This window comes from Streptomyces sp. R-74717 (assembly GCF_047305335.1).
Lineage (GTDB): Bacteria > Actinomycetota > Actinomycetes > Streptomycetales > Streptomycetaceae > Streptomyces > Streptomyces atratus.
The window spans coordinates 3,989,739-4,013,291 of sequence record NZ_CP102361.1 but is presented as its reverse complement, the minus strand read 5'-3'; the positions used below and the strand labels follow the sequence as shown (position 1 = coordinate 4,013,291).

20 protein-coding genes are annotated in these 23,553 nt (G+C 67.9%); 14 read left to right on the top strand and 6 right to left on the bottom strand.

All coding sequences use genetic code 11. The features are described 5' to 3' along the window. The first annotated feature begins 82 nt into the window (after positions 1 to 82). The 3 genes from NRF20_RS18040 to NRF20_RS18030 all read left to right on the top strand — a co-directional run bounded on the left by NRF20_RS18040 (position 83) and on the right by NRF20_RS18030 (position 10,601). Positions 83 to 9,238 carry a DNRLRE domain-containing protein gene (locus NRF20_RS18040; protein WP_413754574.1) on the top strand — a complete coding sequence of 3,052 codons (9,156 nt, stop codon included), beginning with the start codon at positions 83 to 85 and terminating at the stop codon, positions 9,236 to 9,238. Positions 9,239 to 9,252: 14 nt separating this feature from the next. Beyond that, entirely contained in the window at positions 9,253 to 10,116 is an 864-nt protein-coding gene (locus tag NRF20_RS18035; protein ID WP_398631245.1) for a hypothetical protein, read from the top strand. Positions 10,117 to 10,442: 326 nt separating this feature from the next. Next, positions 10,443 to 10,601, top strand: a complete 159-nt coding sequence (locus NRF20_RS18030; protein WP_413752896.1) for a hypothetical protein — start codon at positions 10,443 to 10,445, stop codon at positions 10,599 to 10,601. Positions 10,602 to 10,669: 68 nt separating this feature from the next. Here the strand turns inward: NRF20_RS18030 and NRF20_RS18025 are convergent, their stop codons facing one another. Further along, positions 10,670 to 10,891: a DUF397 domain-containing protein gene (locus NRF20_RS18025; RefSeq protein WP_398631243.1), complete on the bottom strand. Its 222-nt coding sequence runs from the start codon at positions 10,889 to 10,891 to the stop codon at positions 10,670 to 10,672. Then, a complete protein-coding gene (locus NRF20_RS18020) occupies positions 10,872 to 11,726 on the bottom strand; it encodes a helix-turn-helix domain-containing protein (RefSeq protein WP_398631242.1) in 855 nt (284 codons plus the stop codon). Before NRF20_RS18020 ends, NRF20_RS18025 begins: the two co-directional genes overlap by 20 nt. Positions 11,727 to 11,923: 197 nt before the next feature. Between NRF20_RS18020 and NRF20_RS18015 the strand changes: the two genes are divergently transcribed. From NRF20_RS18015 to NRF20_RS17995, 5 genes are all read left to right on the top strand, one after another. After that, entirely contained in the window at positions 11,924 to 12,151 is a 228-nt protein-coding gene (locus NRF20_RS18015) for a hypothetical protein (RefSeq protein ID WP_398631241.1), read from the top strand. After that, a complete protein-coding gene (locus NRF20_RS18010; protein ID WP_398631240.1) occupies positions 12,151 to 12,600 on the top strand; it encodes an ATP-binding protein in 450 nt (149 codons plus the stop codon). The genes NRF20_RS18015 and NRF20_RS18010 overlap by 1 nt, the downstream gene beginning before the upstream one ends. A gap of 84 nt (positions 12,601 to 12,684) precedes the next feature. Continuing rightward, positions 12,685 to 13,551 (top strand): hypothetical protein, encoded by an 867-nt coding sequence (locus tag NRF20_RS18005; protein ID WP_398631239.1) that lies wholly within the window; start codon positions 12,685 to 12,687, stop codon positions 13,549 to 13,551. A gap of 82 nt (positions 13,552 to 13,633) precedes the next feature. After that, positions 13,634 to 13,813, top strand: a complete 180-nt coding sequence (locus NRF20_RS18000) for a hypothetical protein (RefSeq protein ID WP_398631238.1) — start codon at positions 13,634 to 13,636, stop codon at positions 13,811 to 13,813. 2 nt (positions 13,814 to 13,815) lie between these two features. Next, entirely contained in the window at positions 13,816 to 14,244 is a 429-nt protein-coding gene (locus NRF20_RS17995; protein WP_398631237.1) for a hypothetical protein, read from the top strand. Between the two features lie 46 nt (positions 14,245 to 14,290). On the opposite strand, the gene NRF20_RS17990 is transcribed toward NRF20_RS17995, so the two are convergent. From NRF20_RS17990 to NRF20_RS17980, 3 genes are all read right to left on the bottom strand, one after another. Next, positions 14,291 to 14,629, bottom strand: a complete 339-nt coding sequence (locus NRF20_RS17990) for a hypothetical protein (protein WP_266358567.1) — start codon at positions 14,627 to 14,629, stop codon at positions 14,291 to 14,293. Beyond that, complete coding sequence (locus NRF20_RS17985; protein ID WP_398631236.1) at positions 14,626 to 15,243, bottom strand: DUF6232 family protein; 618 nt, start codon at positions 15,241 to 15,243, stop codon at positions 14,626 to 14,628. Before NRF20_RS17985 ends, NRF20_RS17990 begins: the two co-directional genes overlap by 4 nt. A 367-nt stretch (positions 15,244 to 15,610) precedes the next feature. Next, on the bottom strand, positions 15,611 to 16,039 hold the full coding sequence (locus NRF20_RS17980) for a hypothetical protein (protein ID WP_398631235.1): 429 nt from the start codon (positions 16,037 to 16,039) through the stop codon (positions 15,611 to 15,613). A 181-nt stretch (positions 16,040 to 16,220) separates the two neighbouring features. Here NRF20_RS17980 and NRF20_RS17975 point away from each other — a divergent pair, with 181 nt between their 5' ends. The 5 genes from NRF20_RS17975 (at position 16,221) to NRF20_RS17955 (ending at position 20,485) form a co-directional block, all read left to right on the top strand. Beyond that, complete coding sequence (locus NRF20_RS17975) at positions 16,221 to 16,661, top strand: hypothetical protein (protein WP_398631234.1); 441 nt, start codon at positions 16,221 to 16,223, stop codon at positions 16,659 to 16,661. Positions 16,662 to 16,785: 124 nt separating this feature from the next. Then, positions 16,786 to 17,415, top strand: a complete 630-nt coding sequence (locus tag NRF20_RS17970) for an RNA polymerase sigma factor (RefSeq protein WP_266358563.1) — start codon at positions 16,786 to 16,788, stop codon at positions 17,413 to 17,415. Next, entirely contained in the window at positions 17,412 to 18,212 is an 801-nt protein-coding gene (locus NRF20_RS17965; protein WP_398631232.1) for a hypothetical protein, read from the top strand. The genes NRF20_RS17970 and NRF20_RS17965 overlap by 4 nt, the downstream gene beginning before the upstream one ends. A 348-nt stretch (positions 18,213 to 18,560) precedes the next feature. After that, entirely contained in the window at positions 18,561 to 19,364 is an 804-nt protein-coding gene (locus NRF20_RS17960; RefSeq protein ID WP_398631349.1) for an RNA polymerase sigma factor, read from the top strand. After that, positions 19,364 to 20,485 (top strand): hypothetical protein, encoded by a 1,122-nt coding sequence (locus NRF20_RS17955; protein ID WP_413752893.1) that lies wholly within the window; start codon positions 19,364 to 19,366, stop codon positions 20,483 to 20,485. The genes NRF20_RS17960 and NRF20_RS17955 overlap by 1 nt, the downstream gene beginning before the upstream one ends. Before the next feature lie 206 nt (positions 20,486 to 20,691). Here the strand turns inward: NRF20_RS17955 and NRF20_RS17950 are convergent, their stop codons facing one another. Then, on the bottom strand, positions 20,692 to 21,519 hold the full coding sequence (locus tag NRF20_RS17950; RefSeq protein ID WP_398631348.1) for a L,D-transpeptidase family protein: 828 nt from the start codon (positions 21,517 to 21,519) through the stop codon (positions 20,692 to 20,694). Positions 21,520 to 21,873: 354 nt separating this feature from the next. Here NRF20_RS17950 and NRF20_RS17945 point away from each other — a divergent pair, with 354 nt between their 5' ends. Beyond that, positions 21,874 to 23,454, top strand: coding sequence for a methylmalonyl-CoA mutase (locus NRF20_RS17945; protein ID WP_413752892.1), 1,581 nt, complete (start codon positions 21,874 to 21,876; stop codon positions 23,452 to 23,454). Positions 23,455 to 23,553: the final 99 nt, after the last annotated feature.

Genomic DNA, 23,553 nt, shown 5'->3' with positions numbered 1-23,553 from the left:
TCGGCGTGCTCGATTTCTTATTCGTCGGGCACCGTGCGAGGAGGAAAGCGTGCCGGAAAGATTCCGGCGAAGCCTGGCGGCGATGGTCGTCGGGGCCCTGGGAAGCTCCCTCATTCAGGCACCGGCGTTCGCCGCCGATGCCCCGAGGAGCGATGAACCCGGGGTCTTCGACACCGTTGCCGGCTGGTTCCGCGACGACGAAGAGAAGGAACCGGACAAGCCTCCGGTCGGCGGCGAACTGGAGATCCCCAGCCGTCAGAAGCTGCCCAAGGGCAAGAACGAGCCCAAGGCCACCCGGGTCAAGGAGCTGTCCGGGAAGCGCACCGCGCACTCCCGGTTCTGGCAGATGTCGGACGGCCGGGTGGAGGCGGAGATCTCCGCCGCGCCCACCGCCTACCGCTCAGGCGGTTCCTGGAAGCCCATCGACACCACGGTGCGGGCGGACGACGGCAAGGGCGGCAAGGGCTACGCCTTCGCCAACACCACCAACACCGGCCGCAGTCACTTCGGTTCGGACCCGGAGCGGCAGCTGCTGCGCTTCGAGACCGAGGGCGGACAGGCGGTCACCCTCGGCCTGGAGGGCGCGGCCAAGGGCGTCAGGCCCACGGCCAAGGACGACACCGTCACCTACAAGGGCGCGGTCGCCGGTGCGGATCTCTCGTACCAGGTGGGCGTGGGCCGGGTGAAGGAGAACATCACCCTGGCCGAACCCCCGGCCACGCCGCCGAAGTTCGTCTTCACCCTGAAGGCCGGGGAGTTGACCCCCAAGGAGCGGCCGGACGGCTCGATCGCCTTCTTCGGCGAGGCCCCAGGGGCACCGGTCCTGGTGATCCCGCCCGCGTTCATGACGGACGCCAAGAAGGACAAGGCATCCCCCTACGGGCACACCTTCAGCCCGAAGGTCTCCCAGAACCTCAGCCGCCACGGCAAGGACTGGCGGCTCACCGTCACTCCGGACGCGAAGTGGCTGGCCGCGCCGGAGCGGCAGTACCCGGTGGTGATCGACCCGACCATCACCATCGCGCCGTCCCCGACGGCAGCCAAGGACGTCATGGTCCGCTCGGACCAGCCGACGGAGAACTTCGACAGCACCTGGGACCTGTCAGCGGGCAAGACCAGCAGCACGGGCATCGCCCGCTCGCTGATCCAGTTCCCACTGGGTGAGATCCCCGCCGGATCGAAGATCGACGCGGCCAAGTTGAGCCTCTACTACGACCAGGTCCACACCACCGGCTCCAGCAACGTGGATGTGGAGGTCCGGCGGGCCACCGGCACGTGGTCCGAGACCGAGGCGAACTGGAACAACACCAGCGCGCTGGCGGGCGAGCAGTCCTCCACCACGGTGCTGCTGGACGACGGCGACCCGGGCACGGCCGCGGTCGGTGAGTGGCCCAGGGTCAGCGGTACGGGCTACTCGGGCGACTACGCGTACAACAAGAACTCCATCACGGGCGAGTCGTACACCTACCAGCCCCAGGTGCCCGAGACCGCCGACTACCGCGTCGAGGTGCACACCACCCCGCTCGCCGACGGCGCAACCGCCGCCCCGTACACGGTCAATTCGGCCGAGGGTACCGGCAGTTACACGGTGAACCAGGCGACCGGTACCGCAGGGTGGCGGCAGCTGGGCACCACCCAGCTGGACTTCACCAAGGGCAGCACCGGCAAGGTCGTTCTCGGTGACACCGGTGACGCGACCAAGCGGACCATGGCGGACGGGGTCCGTCTGGTCAACCCGGCGCAGATCCGCAAGGACATCGGCGAGTACAACTCCTGGCACAACTTCGCGGTGGCCGACACGGTCCAGAAGTGGGTCAGCGGTACATCCGCCAACAACGGCTTCGTCATCAAGGCCGTCGACGAGTCCTCCACCGCCCCGCTCGGCGGCCCCCAGTACGAGGCCGGGGACTACGACTACGGCGGCGAGACCTCCACGATCCCGCGCCTCTCGGTCACCTTCGGCAAGGTCGGCACCTCGCTGGCCTCGCCCACCGTGGTGCACGGTACGGGTCCGGAGCTGAGCTGGAGCGCGTACAAGAACACCACCGGTGACACCGGTCTGGACCTGGTCGAGTACCAGCTGCACCGCTCCACGCAGCAGGTCTTCACCCCGTCGGCCGCGACCCTGGTCGCCCCGGTCGCCAAGACCCTGACGGCGTACACCGACACCACGGCGACCCCGACCCCGGACACGTCCGCGGAGGAGATCGGCAAGTCGTACTACTACCAGCTCGCGGTCAAGACCAAGGACGGCCAGCTGCTCGGCTCCCCGACCCGGGTCGTCGGCATTCCCAAGGCCGGCCGCACCATGCGGCTCATCCAGGCCGGGCAGACCGAGGCCGGGCAGACCGACACCACTCTGTCCGCTCTCAAGCCGACCACCAATCTCAACACCATTGAGCAGGGCACGGTGGGCCAGGACTGGCTGAGCGTGGGCAACAACTCAGCCACGTACGGCAAGACCCGCGCGGTCATGAAGTTCCCCACCACGGGTATCCCCACCACCGCCACGGTGCTGGAGAGCAAGCTCTTCCTGTGGTCGACGCTCACCGAGCGGACCGGCACGCCCAAGGCGACCTACGATCTCCACGGTCTGACCAAGGCCTTCGACGAGACCACCGCCACCTGGAACAACGCCACGTCCACCACTGCGTGGACCGCGCCCGGCGGCGACTTCTCGGGCACCGTCTCGGACTACGTCCCCGGCTTCAGCACCGACCTCGGCCGCCACTGGTGGTACTCCACCGAGCTGATGAAGTCCTGGGTGAAGACGCCCGCCAACAACAAGGGCGCCCTCGTCAAACTGCGCGACGAGTCGCAGACCGGCCCGCAGGAGCGCTCGTTGTTCCTGTCGGCGGGCGCCCCGGACGCACAGCTGCGACCGCTGATGCGCGTGATCTACGTGGACGCCACCACGGAGGACACGTACTACGCGCCCCGGACCCCGTCCCGGATGACCCCCAACTCCACCTACACGGTGGACTTCACGGTCACCAACACCACCGCCACCACCTGGGCGGCGGGGGCGCGTCAGCTCTCGTACACCTGGAAACTGCCCGACGGCACGGACGTCACCACCGGCGGCAACCAGGTCAAGACGGCCATCCCGGAGCTGGCCCCCGGCCAGTCGGCGACGATCAAGGCGCAGGTCAAGACGCCGATCAACTCGGACTCCGGCAACAAGCGCACGGACTACGTCCTCGGCTGGGACGTCTTCAACCCGGCCGACTCGACCTGGCTGTCCGCCGGGACGGGCGGCATCCCGGTGCTGAAGCAGAACGTGGCGGTCGAGGACCCGACCTCCAACGCGCTGGGCCTGGAGAAGTTCTACTCGTACACGGGCAAGAACACCGGCGCTGGTTCGTCCCTGATGAACAACCTGGCCTCCGGCAACAGTGTGTGGCAGTACAACGCCATCAACAACCCGGGCCGCGGCGTCAACACCTTCGCCCGTCTCGCGTACAACACGCTGGACACCTCGGACACGGTCCTCGGTCACGGCTGGTCCGCGCAGGTCTCGGGACCGACGCGGCTCGGCGCTCCGCTGGACTTCCACCCGAATCCGAACCCGACCGAGATCAGGCTCCCGGACGGCGACGGCACGACCCATGTCTTCCGCAAGCAGCCGGACGGTTCGTGGAAGGCCCCGGCCGGTGTCCACTACAAGGTCACGCCGAAGGCGGGCCTGGACTGCACCCCTGCCAAGGACCCGATCCCGGACGCGTGGACGCTGACGCGCCCGGACGGCACGCGGTTCCTGTTCGGCTGCGACGGCTACATGACGTCGGTCGTCGACAACGACGGCAACACGCAGACGTACACGTACGAGGAGCGCAAGTCCAACAACAAGCCGACCAAGTTCCTGACGTACATCACGGACCCGGCCGGCCGTCAGTCGCTCACGATCGACTACTACGAGAAGGGCGACGCGTCCTACCAGTACATCGACGGTACGGGCGCGAAGGTCTCCGGCACCAACCTCACCAACTCGAAGATCTACGACCACGTGAAGTCCATGACGGACATCTCGGGTCAAGGGATCGGCACGGGTCGCAAGATCAGCTTCTACTACACCGACAAGGGCCTGCTCGGGCAGCTCGTCGACGGTGAGGACTCCTCGCAGCCGAAGGTCTTCAAGTTCACCTACGACGCGACGCAGGGCAACAAGAACGTCAAGCTGGTCAAGGCGACCGACCCGCGCGGCAACGCGACCGACCTGGCGTACTACTACCCGAAGGAGGGCGACGACCCGAAGTACCACTGGTGGACGCAGACGATCAGCGACCGCCGCAGATTCACCACGGACTTCGCGTACAAGCCCAACACCACCATCAGCGACAAGTTCACCGACACCAAGGTGACGGACGCCGAGTCGCACGCCACGGATCACGTCCTGGACGACTTCGGCCGTCCGGTACAGATGACGAATGCCAAGTCCCAGACCTCCAAGCTGAGCTGGGACGCGGACAACAACGTCGTTCTGATGGAGGAGCACAACAAGGCGAAGGCCGCGTACTGCTACGACCCCAGGACGGGCTATCCGCTGCGTCAATGGGACGCGGAAGTCACCAAGTCCTGGACCGGATTCAACCCGACGGACTACTGCAACCCGTCCTCGTACCCGGACAAGGCGACGGCGTTCGAGTACACCACGCGGATCGACGGCTACTCCGCCGACCTGTTCCGCAAGACGTCTCCGCTGGGCAACACCTGGCAGTTCGGCTATGACAAGTTCGGCAACCAGACGTCGGTGACCGACCCGGAGGGCGTCGCCACGGCGACGGTCGACGGCGACTACACGGCCACGACCGAGTACGACGGTTACGGCCAGCCGACCAAGCAGACCGATGCCAACGGCCACTCCACGACGTACGCGGAGTTCGGCCCGCACGGCTATCCGGCGAAGATCACGGACGCCCTCCGGGCCACCAGCACCTTCGTCTACGACGAGCGGGGCAACACCACCGAGGTGGTGAACGCCAAGGGCGCCAAGGTCACGCAGGCGTACGACTACTTCGGCCGCCCGCTGGAGCAGAAGTCACCGAAGGAACAGGCCGCCGGCGTCATCATCACGACGCCCGCCCCGGTCTACGACGCCAACAACAACATCGAGAAGGCCTTCGCACCGAACGGTGCGGAGACCTCGTCGGTGTACGACGCGGCGGACCAGGTCACCGCGTCCCTCGCGCCCAAGGACATCTCGACGGACGACGAGCGGCGCACGACCACCACGTACGACAAGGTCGGAAACCCCCTGACCGTCACGGAGCCCAAGGGCAATGTGACGACGACGGCCGGCGACTACACGACCACGTACTCCTACGACGAGATCTACCAGCCCGTCTCGGTGGTCAACGCCAAGGGCGACAAGGTCTCCAGCGAGTACGACAACGTCGGCAACCTGGTCACTGTCGTGGACCCGAGGAAGAACGCCACCGCCGACACGGCCGACTACACCACGAAGTACACCTACGACCTGAACCACCGGGTCACCAGGACGACGGACGCGGCAGGCAAGTTCACATCCGTCAACTACGACCTCGACGGACGCACCGACAGGTCGACGGACGCCGAGGGCAACACGAGCGAGACGGCCTTCGACCGGCGCGGCCTCGCCAAGGAGGTGAAGGTCCCGTACTCGAAGGACGGCTCCGGGAACATCACCTACCGGACGACCAGGATCGAGTACGACGAGGTCGGCAACCAGACGAAGGAGATCAGCCCGCGCGGCGTCGAGACGACCGACGACGCGACCGATTTCACCTCGGAGACGGTCTACGACGAGCTGAACCGGGTCAAGGAGCGGCTCACCCCGTTCGACAAGGACGATGCCAAGAACTCCACCCCGGACAAGACCCTCTACTTCTACGACACGGTCGGTCAGCTGGAGCGGGTCTCGGCTCCGCCGTCGCAGAACCAGTCGGTCCGTAACGACACCGAGTACACCTACTTCGACAACGGCTGGACGAGGACGGCCAAGGACCCCTTCGACATCACCACGGCGTACGACTACAACGTCCTGGGCCAGCAGACGAAGAACACGCTGACCTCGGCCGGCGGTTCCTCGCAGCGGACGATGACGTGGGACTTCTACCCGTCGGGCAACCAGAAGGCTCGCTCGGACGACGGCATCCCGGTCGGCAAGCAGGTGGTGGTCGTCGACTCCACCGATGTCAACAACACGGCCACCCAGGGGAACTGGGATGCGTCCCAGGCCATGGGCCAGTGGGGTTACGACGTCCGGACGCATCCCAAGGGCACCGGCACCTCGTCCTTCACCTGGCAGCTGAACATCCCGCAGGACGGTACGTACGAGGTCTTCACCCGGCACGGTGACGTGACCGGTGCGGCCACCGACGCCCCGTTCAAGATCACCCATGCGTCGGGTGAGGTCACCAAGCCCGTCGACCAGACCACCCGGTCCGGTGAGTGGGTCTCGCTGGGCTCGTACTCCTTCACCGAGTCGGGCACCCAGAAGATCACCCTGTCCGACCTGGCCGATGGCTCGGTCGTCGCCGACGGCATCAAGCTCGTCCGCGCCAACACGGGCGACACCGACAACGAGAAGAAGGACTTCACCTACCGCTACGACGTCAACGGCCTGCTGTCCGAGGTCAAGGACCTCGCCCCGGGTGCCAGGGCCGACGCGTACGCGATGACCTACGACGAGCTGAACCAGCTTTCGAAGGTCGAGGAGAAGCTGGGCGGCACGGTCAAGAACACGACCGCGCTGACCTATGACGCCAACGGGAACCCGGTCACGACGACCCACGATCTGACGTGGTCGAAGTCCGAGTACGACATCCGCGACATGGTCGACAAGATCACGAACGCGGACTTGCCGACGGCGGGCAACCAGCAGATCACCACCTTCACCTACACCGACCGCGGCCAGCCGCTGAAGCAGACGAAGCCGAACGGCAACACCGTCGACTACGGCTACTGGCTCAACGGTGCGGTGAAGTCGCAGACCGAGAAGAAGAGCGGCGAGGTGGTGGTCGCCTCGCACGACTTGGAGTACGACCCGAACGGGAACCGTTCCAAGGACACGTCGAAGGTGATGAACGCCGACAACGCGGCGGACTACCTCGACACCGTCTCGACGTTCGACTACGACCCGCAGGACCGCATCGCCAAGGTCACCAAGACCGGTGATGCGGCGGGCACGGAGACGTACGGCTACGACGGGAACTCCAACATCGTCGAGCAGACGGTGGGCGGGGCCACGTCCACATCGACGTACGACCGCAACCGTCTGCTGAAGACATCTGCGGGCGGTGTCGCCTCGACGTACAACTATGACCCGCTGGGCCGCCTGGACACGGTGTCCTCCAACGGGTCGGTGCAGCAGAAGAACACCTACGACGGGTTCGACCGGATAGCGAAGAGCACGGCGGGTACGGGGGCTTCGGCGAAGTCGACGTCGTATGTGTACGACGCCTTCGACCGCACGGTGTCCGAGTCCACGTCGGGCACGGGCGGGAAGACAACGGTCTTCACCTACCTGGGCATGGAGGACAAGGTGCTGCGGGAGGAGGTCGCCGGCAAGGCGACCAAGTCCTACCAGTACTCGCCGTGGGGCCAGAAGCTGACCCAGATCAAGCACAGCACCGATGCGACGAAGGAGTACTCGCAGTTCCTCTACCACCCCAAGGGTGATGTGGAGGCGATCACGAAGGATGACGGCAACACGCGTGCCACGTACGGGTATTCGGCGTACGGCTCGGATGACGAGAAGCAGTTCACGGGTGCGGACAAGCCGGATGCCGCGAACCCGGAGAAGGAGCAGTACAACGACTACCGGTACAACGCGGCGCGTCACGACGACGGTTCAGGCACCTATGACATGGGTTTCCGGAACTACGACCCGGGCCTGAACCGGTTCCTGACGCGTGACATGTACGGCGGCGCCCTGGACGACATGTCCTTGGCCACCGATCCGTACACGGGCAACCGGTACGCGTTCGCGGGCGGCAACCCGATCTCCTTCGTGGAGCTGGACGGCCACCTCTTCGGCATCGACATCTCCCTCTCGGACGTGGGCCACGCGGCACTCGACGTGGCGGGCATGGTCCCGGTGATCGGCGAGGTCGCCGACGTGGCCAACGGCGTCTGGTACATGGCCGAGGGCAACTACGTCGACGGTGCCATGTCGATGGCCGCCGCCATCCCCGGTGCCGGCAACGCGGTCACGGCCGCGAAGTGGGCCAAGAAGGGCGCCAAGGCCGTCGACGCGGTCAAGGGCGCGGCCAAGGCCGGTGGCAAGAAGGTCGCAGGCGGAGCAGAGAAGGTCGCTGGTAAGGCCAAGGCCGGGGTCAAGAAAGCCAAGGAAAGGGTCAAGGGCGGCCAGAAAGCCTGCACGAAGGGGGCGAAGAAGAACAGCTTCGTCCCCGGCACCAAGGTTGTCATGGCCGACGGGTCCAAGAAGAACATCGAGGACCTCAAGGTCGGCGAGTACGTCCTGGCCTCCGACCCGGAGACCGGCGACCTGCAGGCCCGTCAGATCACCGACACCATCGTCGGTGACGGGCGCAAGAGCCTGGTCCGGGTGACCGTCGACCCCGACGGTGCGAAGGGCCCGGCCAAGCCCGGCACGATCACGGCAACGACCGGTCACCCCTTCTGGCTCCCCGACTTCGGCCGGTGGGTCACGGCCGGGGAACTGAAGCCCGGAATGTGGCTCCAGACCGCGACCGGGGCCTGGTCCCAGGTCACGGGCGTCGACGAGACCGAGCGGACCCAGCGGGTCCACAACCTCACGGTCGACGGAGTCCACACCTACTTCGTGTACGTCGGCGGCACTCCGGCGCTGGTCCACAACGCCAACCCGCCGGTCCCGGGCGCCTGCGCCGTCACCGGTGGGCCCTACCGGGGCGGCCAGTACAAGGACCAGCACGCGAAGAAGGGCGTGATCGAGCGCAACCACATGCCGGCGAGCCAGTCCATCAAGGACGCCTTCGGCATGCCGGAGGGGCAGGGCCTGACCATCCAAATGGACAAGGCCGATCATCACGCCACGGAGAGCTGGGGCAGCAGTTACGACGGGCAGATGCACCGCGCCCACCAGTCGTACCTTCTCAAGCAGGGGCGCCTCACGGAAGCTCTCCAGATGGACATCGACAACGTGAAGTCGATGTTCCCAGGCAAGTACGATGCCGCGATCGATGAGATGCTCACGAAGCTGCCCAACTTCATCGAAGCCGCCAACAAGGCCGGGTTCAACCGGCCGATCGTCTAATCCCGGAGGCCGCCTTGATCGACATGGAGATTCTGCCGTTGGAGGGCTTTCCCGAGGTGCGCTTCGGGATGTCCAGGCAGTCCGTCAGAGAGACTCTGGGGGAGCCGTCCGTATTTCGCCGCTCGGCATACGCTCCGGTTCTCTCGGACGCCTATCACGGGTTGGGGATGATCCTGGGATACGACGACAGGGACTCGCTGTGTTCAATCGAGGTGGCCGCCCCGGCGGAGCTGAGTCTGCGAGGCGTGGGACTGCTCGACCGTTCCCACACGGAGGTACTGGCGGAGCTGCGCTCCGCCGGTGTTCCCGTGGAGCAGAAGGGCTCTGACTGGGTTGTCCCGGGGCTGGGCATCGTGCTCGGCAATCCGCATGCGGACGCTCCGGGGGACTTCCGCAGCGTTCTGATCTCCTCACGCACCCGAGTGATTTATGAATTCTCCTTCTTCGAAGGGGAAGGACGAATCGCGCCGGGGAACTTCGAGGTGGATCCCCACCGTGGCTTCGGAGTCGTGCGGCTGGGATCCCCGAGAGAAGAGGTGCGTGAACTGCTCGGCAGCGGAATGGAGTCCGAACCCGAATTCGGGCCCGCCTCGCAGGACCATTTCCTGTCAGCGGGTGCGGCTGTCGGATACGACTCCGAAGGGCGCGTGACGCGCGTCGTCATGGCCCGGCCCGCGCAAGTGGTGCACCGGGGCATGGAGCTGATCGGGCACCCGTACGCCGAAGTCCTGGCGGCGGCGCGCAGACAGGGCGTCACCGTCGTGGAGCGCGAAGCCGAACTCGTCTTTCCAGAGGGCGGGTTCAGCGTGTGGACGGCGCGCGTCGGAGACGACGCGCTGCCGATCGTCGCTGCGGCGCTCGGGCGGCACGACGCGTAGTGTCGGGACTGGGTGCGTGACGGCGGGGGCCGGCTGCCGCTTCTGGCGGCTGCTGGCCCCCGCCGAAACAACCCAGAAAATTCTTTAACTAAGACAAGTGGTCCAGGACGAGCTGCTACTGGCTCTGGATGGTGGCATTCAAAGTTCGTCAGGGTTCCGGACTCCGGGGCGCGAGCTAAAACGTTGCTGCGACCCAAGGGCTGTCCCGTGAAGGATTTCCATAGCGTGCAGGAGAAGCCGTTCCAGGCACGGAGTCGCGCGAACGGTTCAATCATGCCCGAGCGTGCCATTTTGGCCCGACTGGTGAGACTCGCTTCCCCGATCTCGTGTTCGAGGTCGAGGATGGAACATCCTGTGTCAATACGGTCGATACTCTCACTGATGGCGTGCGCGGCATCTCGGCCGATGAAGTCAGGATGGCCGGGGAGCTCGCTGATCGCACGGCTGACACCGAGGCGATCCTGAAAGTGGTCAGGAACTCCTGAGGACGTGCCCATGGCCAGGGGTGGTCATGGGCACGGATTCCCGGGCGACGCGGCGTTTCGGGCCGGTCTTACGCAGATCGGCGGCCGGGCGCGTCCTTGAGGGACGTGACGAACGATGTCCACGCGGGAGTCGTGACCGTGAGGACCGGGCCGTCGGTGAACTTGGAGTCGCGGACGGGGACGATGCCCGCGAGGCCGTCGGCGACCTCCACGCAGTCCCCGCCGCTGCCGTTGCTGTAGCTGCTCTTGCGCCAGACGGCCGTGCTCAAGTCAATCCCGTTGCTTGCCATTTCGACCATCCTCAGCCGCTTGCTCGATCAGGGCGAGGGACGCCTCCGGCGGCAGTGCGGCGGCCCTGAGCCGATCGTACGACCTGCGGTACTCCTTCACGAGGGCCGGATCATCGATGGTGTCACCACTGTGCAGAGCCTCCGTGTAGACCAGAGGCGGGGCGTCAGGAAAGGTCATGAGCTTGGCCGTGCCCAGCATGAAGGGGTGCGGCCCGCAGTTCCACGGAAGGATCTGGGGAACGATCCGGCGGCGCGTTGCCAGCGCCGCGATGCGCTCCAGCTGTTCGACCGCCTGCTCCGGTGGCAGAATCGGATGGCGCAGCAGCGACTCGGGCAGGATCGCCCAGTATTCCGGCGTCTTGTGGTCGTCCTCGAAGAGGCTGGCGCGTGCCATCCGGGCGGTGACCTTCTCCTCCACCTCGTCGTCGGGCGCCAGCGGGTGTGCCGCCCGGACCACCGCCCGCGCGTACGCGTCCGTCTGCAGCAGGCCGGGAATCAGGGTCGGGCACCACTCCTCGATGGTCTCCGCGTGCTTCTCCGCCTCCAGTACGCGCTCGAAGTAGCTGGCGTGGCCTCGCCTCTTCGCCTTCCGTACGTCCTCGCAGCGGCGCTGGAAGAAACCGTCGGTACCCAGCGCCCGGTCCACGTGCTCGGCCAGTTCGGCCGGCATGCGGCGCTGTCCGCGTTCGATCTCGCTCAGGTGGCTGGGGCCGTAGAAGCTGCCCTCCACCAGTTGCTGGAGGGTCAGTCCGGCCTCTTCCCGTTTCCAGCGCAACTCCTTGCCGTAGAAGGTGGGGACGCTTGCCGACCCGTCGATGTCCTTGCGCTGTCCCATCGTTCACCGCCATTGGTGTCGTTGCCGCCCGTTTCACGGCGTGTCCGCCCGAGTCCCGGGGATTTTCGCGCCGATGCCAACGCGCGAGGGCATAAGCGCAGTTCAGGGCCGGGAGCCCGAAGCTCTTTCACGGTAGGCCGTGCCACGTCAGAGTGTGAGTGATTCGTCACTGAGCGCACTGGAAGGTGTGACACCCCATGAACGGCCACCCCCACGACGGCACGGGTACGGACGCGGATGTGCAGGACTGCGTGAAGGACCTGCGGGCAGCCCTCGCCGCCCACGACGTCACGCTGCCCTCCCTCGGCATCGACCTGCCGACCTTCGCCGCCCGCTACCGCACTTTGCCGCTCGTCACGCTGGGCAACTGCAATCTGCCCACCGCACGCGCTCTGGTCGCCGCGCTGCGCAAGGGAGTCGCGTGATGCGACAGCCGCTGATCCTGGAACTTCTCGCCACCCCCGAGGCCGTGCCCGAGGTACGTCGCGCCCTGCGCGCGTACCTGGGCGGCCCCTGCGTCGACCTCCAGTTGTGTGCCACCGAGCTGATCACCAACGTCATCCGTCACCTCGGCGAGGGCATCCCCGTAACGGTCCGCGCCTCGTGCGACCAGGGCCGTACGCGAGTGGAGGTCACCGACCCCGACCCCCGGGCCCTGCCCGTCCTGTGCAGGGCGGCCGGCGACGACGAGACCGGCCGCGGCCTCGCCCTGCTCGATGCCCTGGCGCTGCGCTGGGGCGTGGAGCAGGGCCCCGGCACCAAGACGGTGTGGTGCGAGCTGCCGGACGGCGGCGACCGCACGTCCCCTGGTGAGCCTTCCGCGGTCATTCGGGTCGATTCGGAAGGGATGTCCGTGGGCGTGATCGCAAGGTGAATGCTGCTGTACAGTCCGCCCGCCGTGCAGGCTCGGTGGTCGTGACGAAGGAATGGGTACGTGCGAATTCGTTTCAGGTGTGCTGTGTTGCTTCTCCCTCTGCCGCTCTCGCTCGCCGCTTGCGGCACCGAGGACGGGCAGTCGGAGTCGGCTGTGTCGAAGAACTCGAAGAACTCGAAGAGCTCGGAGGCGAAGGAGTCGCCGAAGCCTTCCGCCGCCTCCGTGCCCGAGTCGCCGCAGGACTTCCTCGACCTGGCCGAGAAGGCGATGGCGGAGGAAAGCGCGTGGACGTTCTCCGTGAAGGGGCAGGAAGGGCTGACGCTGCAGGGCCGGAAGAGCGCTGCGTCCTACCGGGCCACGGTCCGGCGTGGCATGGCGCCGGAGGCGCTGCACTCGCAGGGTGCCAGCACCAGCAGCAAGGGGGCCAAGGAGAACGAGGAGATCTACGTCGTCGACGGCACGGCGTACCTCAGGAAAGGGGGCGCACCGTGGAAGGACGCGCCCGCTTCCGACCCCGAGATGCAGAACAAGGTCGAGGACCCGGTCGCGGCCATCGAGGAGTTCCGGGCGTACGCGCGGGCCGCCACCGGTGACGAGGTGAAGCTGACCGCGGAGGACGGCACGGTCGAACTCCGCGTCGGCAGCGACAAGCAGAAGCTGACAGCTGTCCGGGACCGTGCGTGGGTGAAGAAGGCGGTGCGGGAGTTCGACCCCACTGCCGAGCAGCTCCGCACGGCCGGTATCCCGGTGAGTGACGCGCAGCTCACCTTGTCCGGCCTGGAGGAGGTGTTGGTCCTGGACGCGACGACGTACCGCGTCAAGAGCCACCGCTTCGAGTTCGGCTTTCTGATCCCTTACGGCGGACAGAACATCACGTTCGAGCAGGACGTACGGCAGGACAACCAAGGCACGTTCAACGGGAAGATCGAACTTCCCGTCGGCGTGCGCTGACCTGGTCCGCAGTTCCAGCAGCCAGAGGCCGGCGACGACCCACGATCTGACGTGGTCGAAGTCCGAGTACGACATCCGCAACATGGTCGACAAGATCATCAACGCGGACTCGCCGACGGTGGGCAACCAGCAGATCACCCGTACGGGCGGCGTGGGCAGCAGTTTCGGTCGCGGCGCCGAGGAAGACCACCGTGATCAGTGGCGACGGCGCACCGACCGACAGGTCGGTTCCGCATGCCGTCCCTTGACCTCACGGGAGTGACCATGGCGAACGAGTTGAAGTACGGCGACAAGATCCACCTCCAGAACGGATACAACGGCTGGAAGGGCGGCTACCTGGATACCAACGGTCACAGCACCGATTCCGGTGGAAAGTACGCGGTCTCGACCGCAGAGAGCCCTACCCGTGGAGAGGGGACGGGTACCTGGGAGATTCTCTCGCTGACCGGCAAGGCAGTCGGCTCCCCTGTCATCAGCGGTGACGTGATCCAATTGCGCAACCTCTACGGCGGTGACGGCGGCTACCTCGACACGAACGGGCATGCGACCGTCCCCAGCGGAACGCCGGCGCCAAGTACAACGTCTCCACGTCCAAGGACAAGGACCGCGCGCCCGACTCTGGTACCGGCCGCTGGCGCATCACCGCCCAGACCTCCACGCCCGCCGACCAGAACATCCGTCCCGGCGACGTGATCCACCTGTGGAACCTCTATGCCGACAACGGCTATCAGTCAGGAAACTAGCGTCCGAGAAGCTCGAGCGCGGCCCGGACGGAGTCCAGAAGCGGCTGGCCGATCGTCCCGACGGTGGCGGCAATGGCAGCGAGGGCCATCAGCGACCGGCGCCGGGTCGCCGGTTCGGCGGACGGGCCGGCCGCGAGGACGGGCAGCGCGTCGTCGATGGACGCCCGGTCCTCCTCGGGCACCTCGCCGCGCAGCGCCCGCGCCAGCTCGACGACGGCCCGCAGCGTGTCCTCCAGAGTGGGCTGCGGGGCGTGATGGTTGTGGACGATGCCTGTGTGGCCGTCGCCGCCATTGATGACGACCTCGTCTCCGAAGTGGTAGTTCCCGCCCGTCACTTCGACACCCCCGTGTGACCGATACCGCCGTAGATGTTCACCGAGTCGCCGAAATGGTAGTTGCCATAGTTGGTGATCGCCAGCGATGTCACCGAGGCGTGGAACTCCGCGTCCGGCCGGTCGATCGCCTCGGCGATCGAGTACACGAGCCCGTTCAGGTACTCGAGTTTTCCCGTCACCAGGGCCGTGGACCGGCCGTTCGTCTCGACGGCGAGGACGGGGTGGCTCGCGGCGAAGACCACGCCAACCATCTCGGCGAAGAAGTAGATGAGCATGCCCACGACGACCACCAGGAAGAACTGGAACACGCCTTCGAGGTCGGAGGAGGATCCGTATCCGTACGACCCTCCCGACGAATCGGAGAGCCACATCAGGAGAAAGAGCAGGAGCAGGGTGAACCCGCCTCGCCTCAGGAACCGCGTGAACGCCTCTCCGCGACGCGGCGTCAGCCAGAAGGTGTAGACGCGGACGATGTTCTCCAGCGGGTAGGCGGCCCCGTGCACCCAGAGTAGCCGCTTGCTGATGACAAGGCCGTCGCGTGGCGGGACGCCCGGCGCGACACGGGGCGACGGCGCGTGTGTCGGCTTTGGTGGTGGCGCTTCGGACGCTCCCATGCTTCCCCCTGAGATGGAACGGCTGTGGCGTGGCACTCATTACGTACCCGAACCACGTACCCCACAAGGCGAGTTCAGGTCTTCCGAGAGGCGAATTCGGCCACCGCGAGAGTGTAGGCGTGGACCAGGGGACGGGGAGCGTCCACGCGCCAGGCGTGGGCGAAGCGGCTGGGCTTCCGTCGCCGACAGAGTGTGGAGGGTCGCTGATTCCTGGGAGCAGACCCTCACTTCTGGCGCATAGGCAGTAATTCGTTGACGGCTTGATCAATTCCGTTGGCGACGTAGCTGCGTCCGAACCCTTTGGCCCTGAGACTCGCTCTCGGGGCCAAAGTCATCCGGACCGCTACAACACGGCGCATGCCGTTTCTCATGGTGCGGATTTCATCGAGCTGGTTGTGGACGGTGACTGACGGCAGTCGTCCAGAAGGGCTGCCAAGGCCCCGTCAGCGGAGTCGGCCGGGAACACACGCAGGGCGGTCGCCCGGCCCGACGACACGATGACGTAGTGCCGGGCGAGGTAGGAGAGGTCTCCCCAGGGCTCTTGGGCATGGGCGCGCATCAGGATCTGGTCGCACCCCGTGCATGCGATCCACGGCACCAGGATGAGATCAGCCAGGTCTTGGCCGGCTCTGATCGACGTGCCGCTGACGGCGCCGTCGTCGTGCTCGATCAGCTGCAGACGGCCGGGCCTGCCGTCCCCGGGGCACCGGAGGACTCGGGGTGCCAGCGTTTCTCTCTCACCCCAGACTTTCGCCAGGACGGAGATCTCGGCTCTGACTGTCTCACTGATGGTCACTCGGTGAGCGAGGATGCCGGACACACACGCTCGGGGCGGGGTGATGGTTGTGCGAGCGGAAGTAATTCTTCCTGTTTCGGGCCGTGAGAACGAACACAGTGCCTTTCGCGTGATGTTCCCGGGTCCCTGAGCGCTGGGTCAGTGCCGGTGATCGCCGGCACGGCGAAGGGCAGGGTGAATCATGGGCGGGGACGAGCGGACAACGTTTCCCGAGGCGGCGGTGATGCGCTCCTACACATCGGAGTTCGTCGCCCGGCTCACGGCGCGCAATCGGCTGCCCCTGGACTACTCGGTCGCCAGCCTCCGGCTCGTCGATCTGGTCGTCGACGGTCTGCGGCGGGACCAGCCGCAACGGAACCGGGTCGCAGGGACTCTGCTGGGGCTCGGGGCGTACACCGGCGAGGTGATCGTCCGTAGGGCCGGTGGGACATGGGTGGACTTCGACGCCGCACAACGGGAGCTGTTCGGGCAGGCGGTGGGCGTGCGGATGCCCGACGGACGGGTCTGGAATCCGCTCGGCAAGGTCGTCAACCGCTTCGAGTCGGGGGCGGAGGAATCGGTGCAGCGGCTGTATCTGCTGCTGCACGGACGGACAGCGCAGCGGAAGGCTGCATGCGGGTAGCTCGCGCGTATGAGGAACCTGTGACATTTCTGTGGGTCCGGGCGCAGAAGGAGAGTGGGGGCTGCCTCGGCAGGAAACAGGCACGGTGGCCGGTGCCGGAGCGGGCGTCGAGTAGGGAAGTGTGTTGGGCACGGGCGGGGAGCAGCGCCGCAGGCAGATGTACGACGCCGAGCTCGGCGATGCCGTCGAGCGTGCCCAGCAGGGGGACAAGGACGCCTTCGCCGTCGCGTACCGGATGGTGCAGCCCGGCCTCCTCGGCTACGTACGCGGACTGGTCGGCGACGACGCCGAGGACGTGACCTCCGACGCCTGGCTGGAGATAGCCCGCGATCTGGGACGGTTCCGCGGCGACGGAGCAGGGTTCCGCGGCTGGACCGCGATGATCGCCCGCCACCGTGCGCTCGACCACTTGAGGAAGCTGAAGAGGCGGCCCCGCACCACCTTGATCGAACAGGACGTGCTTCAGTTGCCCGGCGGCCACGACACGGCCGCCGCGGCGCTGGAGACGCTCTCCACCCAAGCTGCGCTGGAGATCATCGGCACGCTGCCGCGCGAGCAGGCCGAGGCCGTACTTCTGCGGGTGGTCGTCGGTCTGGACGGTCCTGCGGCGGCGCGCGTGCTCGGCAAGCGTGCGGGGGCGGTCCGCACGTCCGCGTACCGCGGACTCAAGAGGCTGGCGGGGCAGTTGTCCCCGGGCCGTGCGGCAGGTGCTGTGACGAACAGGGTGAGCCGGACGCTGGGAAATGAAGAATGAGACACGAATCGCAGCGGCCGCCCGAAGCGCCGGAGACACCTGAACTTGCCACCCTGCTCGCGGCAGCGCGGCGTACCGGGGCGCTCGACCCCAGCGACGAGAAGCGCGCGACCGCCGCCTTCGTGGCCGCGCGGGACGAGGGCGCGCACGCCGCGGTGGTGCGGTGGCGGCGTCGACGTGACGACTGGCGTCCGGCGAAGCGACGGCGCGGTGTGCGCTCGTTCCGGGTGATGCTCGGCGGCTTCGTGGCTGCGGCGACGCTCGGCGGGGTCGCGGTGGCCGCGGGTTCGGGGGCGATTCCGGCACCTTTCGGTGGCGGTGAGCCCGACGGGGCCCAGTCCGTACGCCCCCCGCGCACCTCTCCCGCGACACCCGGTGGGCGACCCTCCGGCGAGGAGTCGCTGCGGCTGGACGGCGACGGTACGGCGCCGGGGGCCACGAACGCTCCGGGCGACGTGCATCCTTCCGGCCGGCCCGACCGGGCACAGGACGATGTCGCGCTGTGTCGTGTGTACCTCAGCCACCGGGGCAGCGGGAAGGCCAGGGACGCGGCCGCCTTCGCACGGCTGGAGGCGGCCGCGGGCGGTGCGTCGGAGGCGGCGGTGACGGCCTACTGCGACGGGCTCCTCGGACAGCCGTCACCGGGGGAGCCGAAGAAGACCCGGGGCAACCGGGACGCGAAGGGGGAGGCGGAGAAGAAGACCGTGCCTGAGCAGAAGCAGGGCGGGCCGGCGCCGTCGAAAGCGAGCGGGACCCGGACCGGGAGCGACGGCCAGGACAGGACCGCTGTCGACTGAATCGCCGGCCGGTCCGTCACCGGGCTGGAGGGGCGTCCTCCGGGAACGGCGCCGGGCGGGATCCCGGACCGGCCGAACAGGGAGAACTGAGGGTGAACGAGGACGACCGGGGCCGCCACCCCCCACAGGAGAGGCCCCGGTCGTCTTCCGCGGGGCCGTAGGACGACCCCGTACTTCTCTCAGCGCCGTCGCTGCGTTTTCTGTCACACCGCACCGTGTCGGAAGAATGTTGCAGGTTGTACAAGCCATGGACGCGACACCCGCGAAGGACGTAGCGTGCTGAGTCGCGCAGGGTGGCGCGGCAGTGATGACCAGCTGCGATTCAGGACAGCAGGGCAGGTTGAGGGAGTGCTGGGGGACGACGCGGAGCTCACCACCGCGGTGCTCGCGGCGCAGGACGGGGACGAAGACGCCTTCCGTACTGTGTACCGCGCTGTACAGCCGCGACTGCTGGGCTACATACGGACACTCGTGGGGGATCCGGACGCCGAGGACGTGGCGTCCGAGTCCTGGCTGCAGATAGCGCGCGACCTCGACCGGTTCAGCGGCGACGCCGACCGCTTCCGCGGCTGGGCGGCACGGATAGCCCGTAACCGTGCCCTGGACCATCTGCGGATGCGTGGCAGGCGCCCCGCGATCGGCGGCGACGAGTCGGAGCTGTCGGAGAAGCCGGCCGAGTCCGACACCGCCGACGAGGCGATGGAGGCCCTGGCCACCGGCCGCACGATGTCGCTCATCGCCCAGCTGCCCCAGGACCAGGCCGAGGCCGTGGTGCTGCGGGTGGTCGTCGGCCTGGACGCGAAGAGCGCGGCCCAGACGCTGGGCAAGCGGCCGGGGGCGGTACGCACCGCGGCACACCGGGGACTGAAGCGGCTGGCCGAGCTGCTGCGCACGGACGACGCGGACCATGCCGGCGGCCGCCCCGGTGACGGGGACGGCGAGGGCGGCGACGGCCGTGCCGAAGGCGGCGCGGGCATCGCCGCGGACCGTGTTCCCGCGGGCGATCCGGCGGATCCGCCCGCCCCTCGTACAAGCACGGCGGGTCGTACGGCGGAACTCGGAGCCGTGCCCGCCCAGCGCCCCTCCCACAACGGTTCGGCGGCGCCGGCCGGTGTGACGCATTCGCGTCCGTGGACGCAGAAGGACATGTGATGGCCGACGAGCACTACGAATGGCTTGACAAGGACGCGGCGGAGAAATTGCTCCGCGGCGAACCGGTCGATCCCGTGGGCGGTCAGTCGCGTACAGAAGCGGAAAGGCTCGCGGCAGCGCTGGACGCCGCCGCACGGGCTGCCCGCCCGGCCACCGGCGAACTGCCGGGCGAGGCCGCGGCGCTGGCCGCCTTCCGCACCGCCGCGCAATCCGCGCGCACACGGGCGGCGAACCCGCAGGTGAAGGGGTACGCCGAGAAGACGGGCGAACCGGCACCGGCCGACACACTCGAACCGGTGCACATCCGGCCCGCCTCCGGCGGCTTCGCCCCGCACCGCCCCTCTTCCTCCGCGGGCTCCGGCCGTACCCGCTCCCTGGGCTGGAGCCGGCCCATCCGCTTCGGCCTGGTCGCCTCCTTCGCGGGCTGCGCGCTCGGCGGGGTGGCCGTGGCCGCGAGCACCGGGATGCTCCCCGGACCGTTCGGCGGGCACACCCCCGTACCGGCGGCCTCCGTCTCCGCCACGGCGACACCCGAGGAACTCGGCTCGGGGGCCGTCACCGACGAGAGCCCGTCCGCACGGCCGCCCGCCTCCCCGGAGACGGGGCCCTCCACCGGCCCGGCGGATCCCTCCGCCCCCACCGGTGACCGGGGCAACGGCGCAACCGGCAAGGGTGAGGACCGCAAGAGAGACGACAACCGGAAGCCCGACGGCACCGCGAGCGGAACCCCGAACGGCACCGGGAACGGCAAGCAGCCCGACAACTCCGGGAACGGCACCTCAGGCGACTGGTACGCCAGGGCGCTCAAGGCCTGCCACGACTACCGCGACGGCAAACTGGACGACGACCGCAGACGGAATCTCGAAGCGCTGGCGAAGGGCGCCCGCAATCTGGACCGGTTCTGCGACCGCGTGATCGCCGAGGACACGGACGGCCAGAACGGACCGGGCAGCGACAGCGACGGCGAGCAGAGCGACGACGGCGATTCGAACGGGGACAGCGGCGGCTCCAACACGCTCCCCGCGATCCGGTTCACCACCCCGCCGCCGTCGCCCTCGACCCCGGTCTCCTCGCCGGCAGCGGACCGGGCGTCCCTCGGCGCCGTCGGATCGCCCGGCTGAGATCCGTGCGCGCCAGTCCTTTTCAAGCCGTCCGCCACCGGGTGTGACGTTTTTCGAGGCCACGGCGCAGTACAGAGTGAGCCGACTGGTCATCGGCAGCGCTCAGAGCCGGGGTCCCCCCCGTACCTGCGGCTCAGCGCAATGGCGCGGGCGGGACACGTTCCCCCGGTCCCGTCCGCGCCCCTTTCCTTCCGGCCGGACAGGCCCTACCCGTAGACGACGACCTTGTCGCCCGTCCTCACCTGGGCGAAGAGCGAGGCGATCTTTCCCTCGTCACGGACATTGACGCAGCCGTGCGAGGCGCCGCTGTAGCCACGGGCCGCGAAGTCCGCCGAGTAGTGCACCGCCTGGCCGCCGCTGAAGAACATCGCGTACGGCATGGCCGTGTGGTAGATCGTCGACACATGGTGCCGTGACTTCCAGTAGACGGAGAAGGTGCCTTCGCGGGTCGGCGTGTACTGGGAGCCGAAGCGCACGTCCATCGACGAGACGACGCGGCCGTCGATCATCCAGGACAGCGTCCGGCTGTTCTTGCTGATGCAGAGCACCCGGCCCGTCATACAGCGCTTGTCCGGCTTGGTCACGGGCAGGGTGGTCGGCGGATTCAGCTCGGCGGCCGTCGGCTCGTGTGTCATGCCGAGCAGCTTCTGCCAGGTGACGGTGTCCGTCCTGCCCGTACGGGAGAGGCCGCGCTTGCCCTGGAAGGACTGGACGGCGGCGACCGTGACGGTGCCGTAGTAGCCGGTGGGGGAGCGGTCGAAGTGGCCGATCTGCCGCAGCCGGGCCTGTAGTTCCCGCACCTGCTTGCCCTCGGAACCGCTCGCCATCAACGTCGTGCCCTGCGGGTCCGGCTTCACCGGCTTCGGCGTGGGCTTCGCGGTGGCCTGCGGGGACGACGAGGATGCGTCCGGCGAGGGCGACTGCGACGCCGGGGGCTTGGCGTCGTCGGTCGCCGTGGCCCGGGGCGGTGACGACGGGGCCGCGGACGCGCCGTCGGCGGGCTGCGCCTTGCAGCCGGCGGTCGCGGCGGTCATGGCGAGAACGGCGAGCGCCGCCGTGGCCGTGGTCCCCGCCCAGCCCCGTGTCCTGACCCGCGCCCTGCCCGGTGCCCTGCGCCGTGACGTGCTTCCGGTGATGCTGCGTATCATCTCGGCCCCCTGATTCTCCGGGTTTCTCCGGTGTCCCCTTGGACGGATTCCCGCTCTGCCCGGTTGCCAAAGCCCGCGCATGATGGGGAGAGCGGCGGCGAGGGCCGTGGGGTAGGGCTGTGAGCAAGGTCCCAGCCCGTGCACCTCCACCGGTCTCGTGCCCGCCGCTACAGTCCGTCGCGGGAATCCTTGGTTACCAGTAAGTAGCTTTACTGACAGCTTCAGCGGGAGGCACAGCAGATGACGCGCGAGTCGGAGTCGGGACTGCCCATCGAGCCGGTGTACGGGCCGGACGCACTCGACGGGTGGAACCCCGACGACAAGCTGGGAGAGCCGGGTGCCTACCCCTTCACGCGCGGCGTCTACCCGTCGATGTACACCGGCCGGCCGTGGACGATGCGCCAGTACGCAGGTTTCGGCACGGCCACGGAATCCAACGCCCGCTACAAGCAGCTGATCGCCAACGGCACGATGGGCCTCTCCGTCGCCTTCGACCTGCCCACCCAGATGGGCCACGACTCCGACGCGGCGATCGCGTCCGGCGAGGTCGGCAAGGTCGGGGTGGCGATCGACTCGATCGACGACATGCGGGTCCTGTTCGGCGGAATCCCGCTCGACAAGGTCTCCACCTCGATGACGATCAACGCGCCCGCCGCGCTGCTGATCCTCATGTATCAGCTGGTCGGTGAGGAGCAGGGCGTCCCGGCGGAGAAGCTCACCGGCACCATCCAGAACGATGTCCTCAAGGAGTACATCGCCCGCGGCACGTACATCTTTCCGCCGGGGCCCTCGCTCCGGCTGATCGCCGACATCTTCAAGTACTGCCGGGCCGAGATCCCGAAGTGGAACACCATCTCGATCTCCGGCTACCACATGGCGGAGGCCGGGGCCTCGCCCGCGCAGGAGATCGCGTTCACCCTCGCGGACGGCATCGAGTACGTCCGTACCGCCGTCGCGGCCGGCATGGACGTCGACGACTTCGCCCCCCGTCTCTCCTTCTTCTTCGTCGCCCGTACGACGATCCTCGAAGAGGTCGCGAAGTTCCGCGCCGCCCGCCGGATCTGGGCGAGGGTGATGAAGGAGGAGTTCGGCGCGAAGAACCCCAAGTCGCTGATGCTGCGCTTCCACACCCAGACGGCGGGCGTCCAGCTCACCGCCCAGCAGCCCGAGGTCAACCTGGTGCGCGTCGCCGTCCAGGGCCTGGCCGCGGTCCTCGGCGGTACGCAGTCGCTGCACACCAACTCCTTCGACGAGGCGATCGCCCTGCCGACCGACAAGTCCGCCCGCCTCGCCCTCCGTACCCAGCAGGTCCTGGCGTACGAGACGGACGTCACGGCCACCGTGGACCCGTTCGCGGGTTCGTACGTCGTCGAGAAGATGACCGACGACGTCGAAGCTGCGGCCCTGGAGCTGATGCTCAAGGTCGAGGACATGGGCGGCGCGGTCAACGCGATCGAGCGCGGCTTCCAGAAGAACGAGATCGAGCGCAGCGCGTACCGCATCGCCCTGGAGACCGACAGTGCCGAGCGTGTCGTGGTCGGCGTCAACCGCTTCCAGCTCGACGAGGAGGAGCCGTACGAGCCGCTGCGCGTCGACCCCGCGATCGAGGCCCAGCAGGCGGCCCGGCTGGCGAAGCTGCGGGCCGAGCGCGACCGGGGCGCGGTCGACGAGGCGCTGGGCCGGCTGAAGAAGGCGGCCGAGGGCACGGACAACGTCCTGTACCCGATGAAGGACGCCCTCAGGGCACGGGCGACGGTGGGCGAGGTGTGCAATGCGCTGCGGGAGGTGTGGGGGGCTTACGTGCCGTCGGACGCGTTCTGAAGTGATGTCCACCCGCAGGGGTTGTGAGCTGCTGTCGGTTCTGAGCCGAAGTGAGTGGTGGCGTGTGGGGGGATGCGCCCAGTACGCAACAGTGGGCTC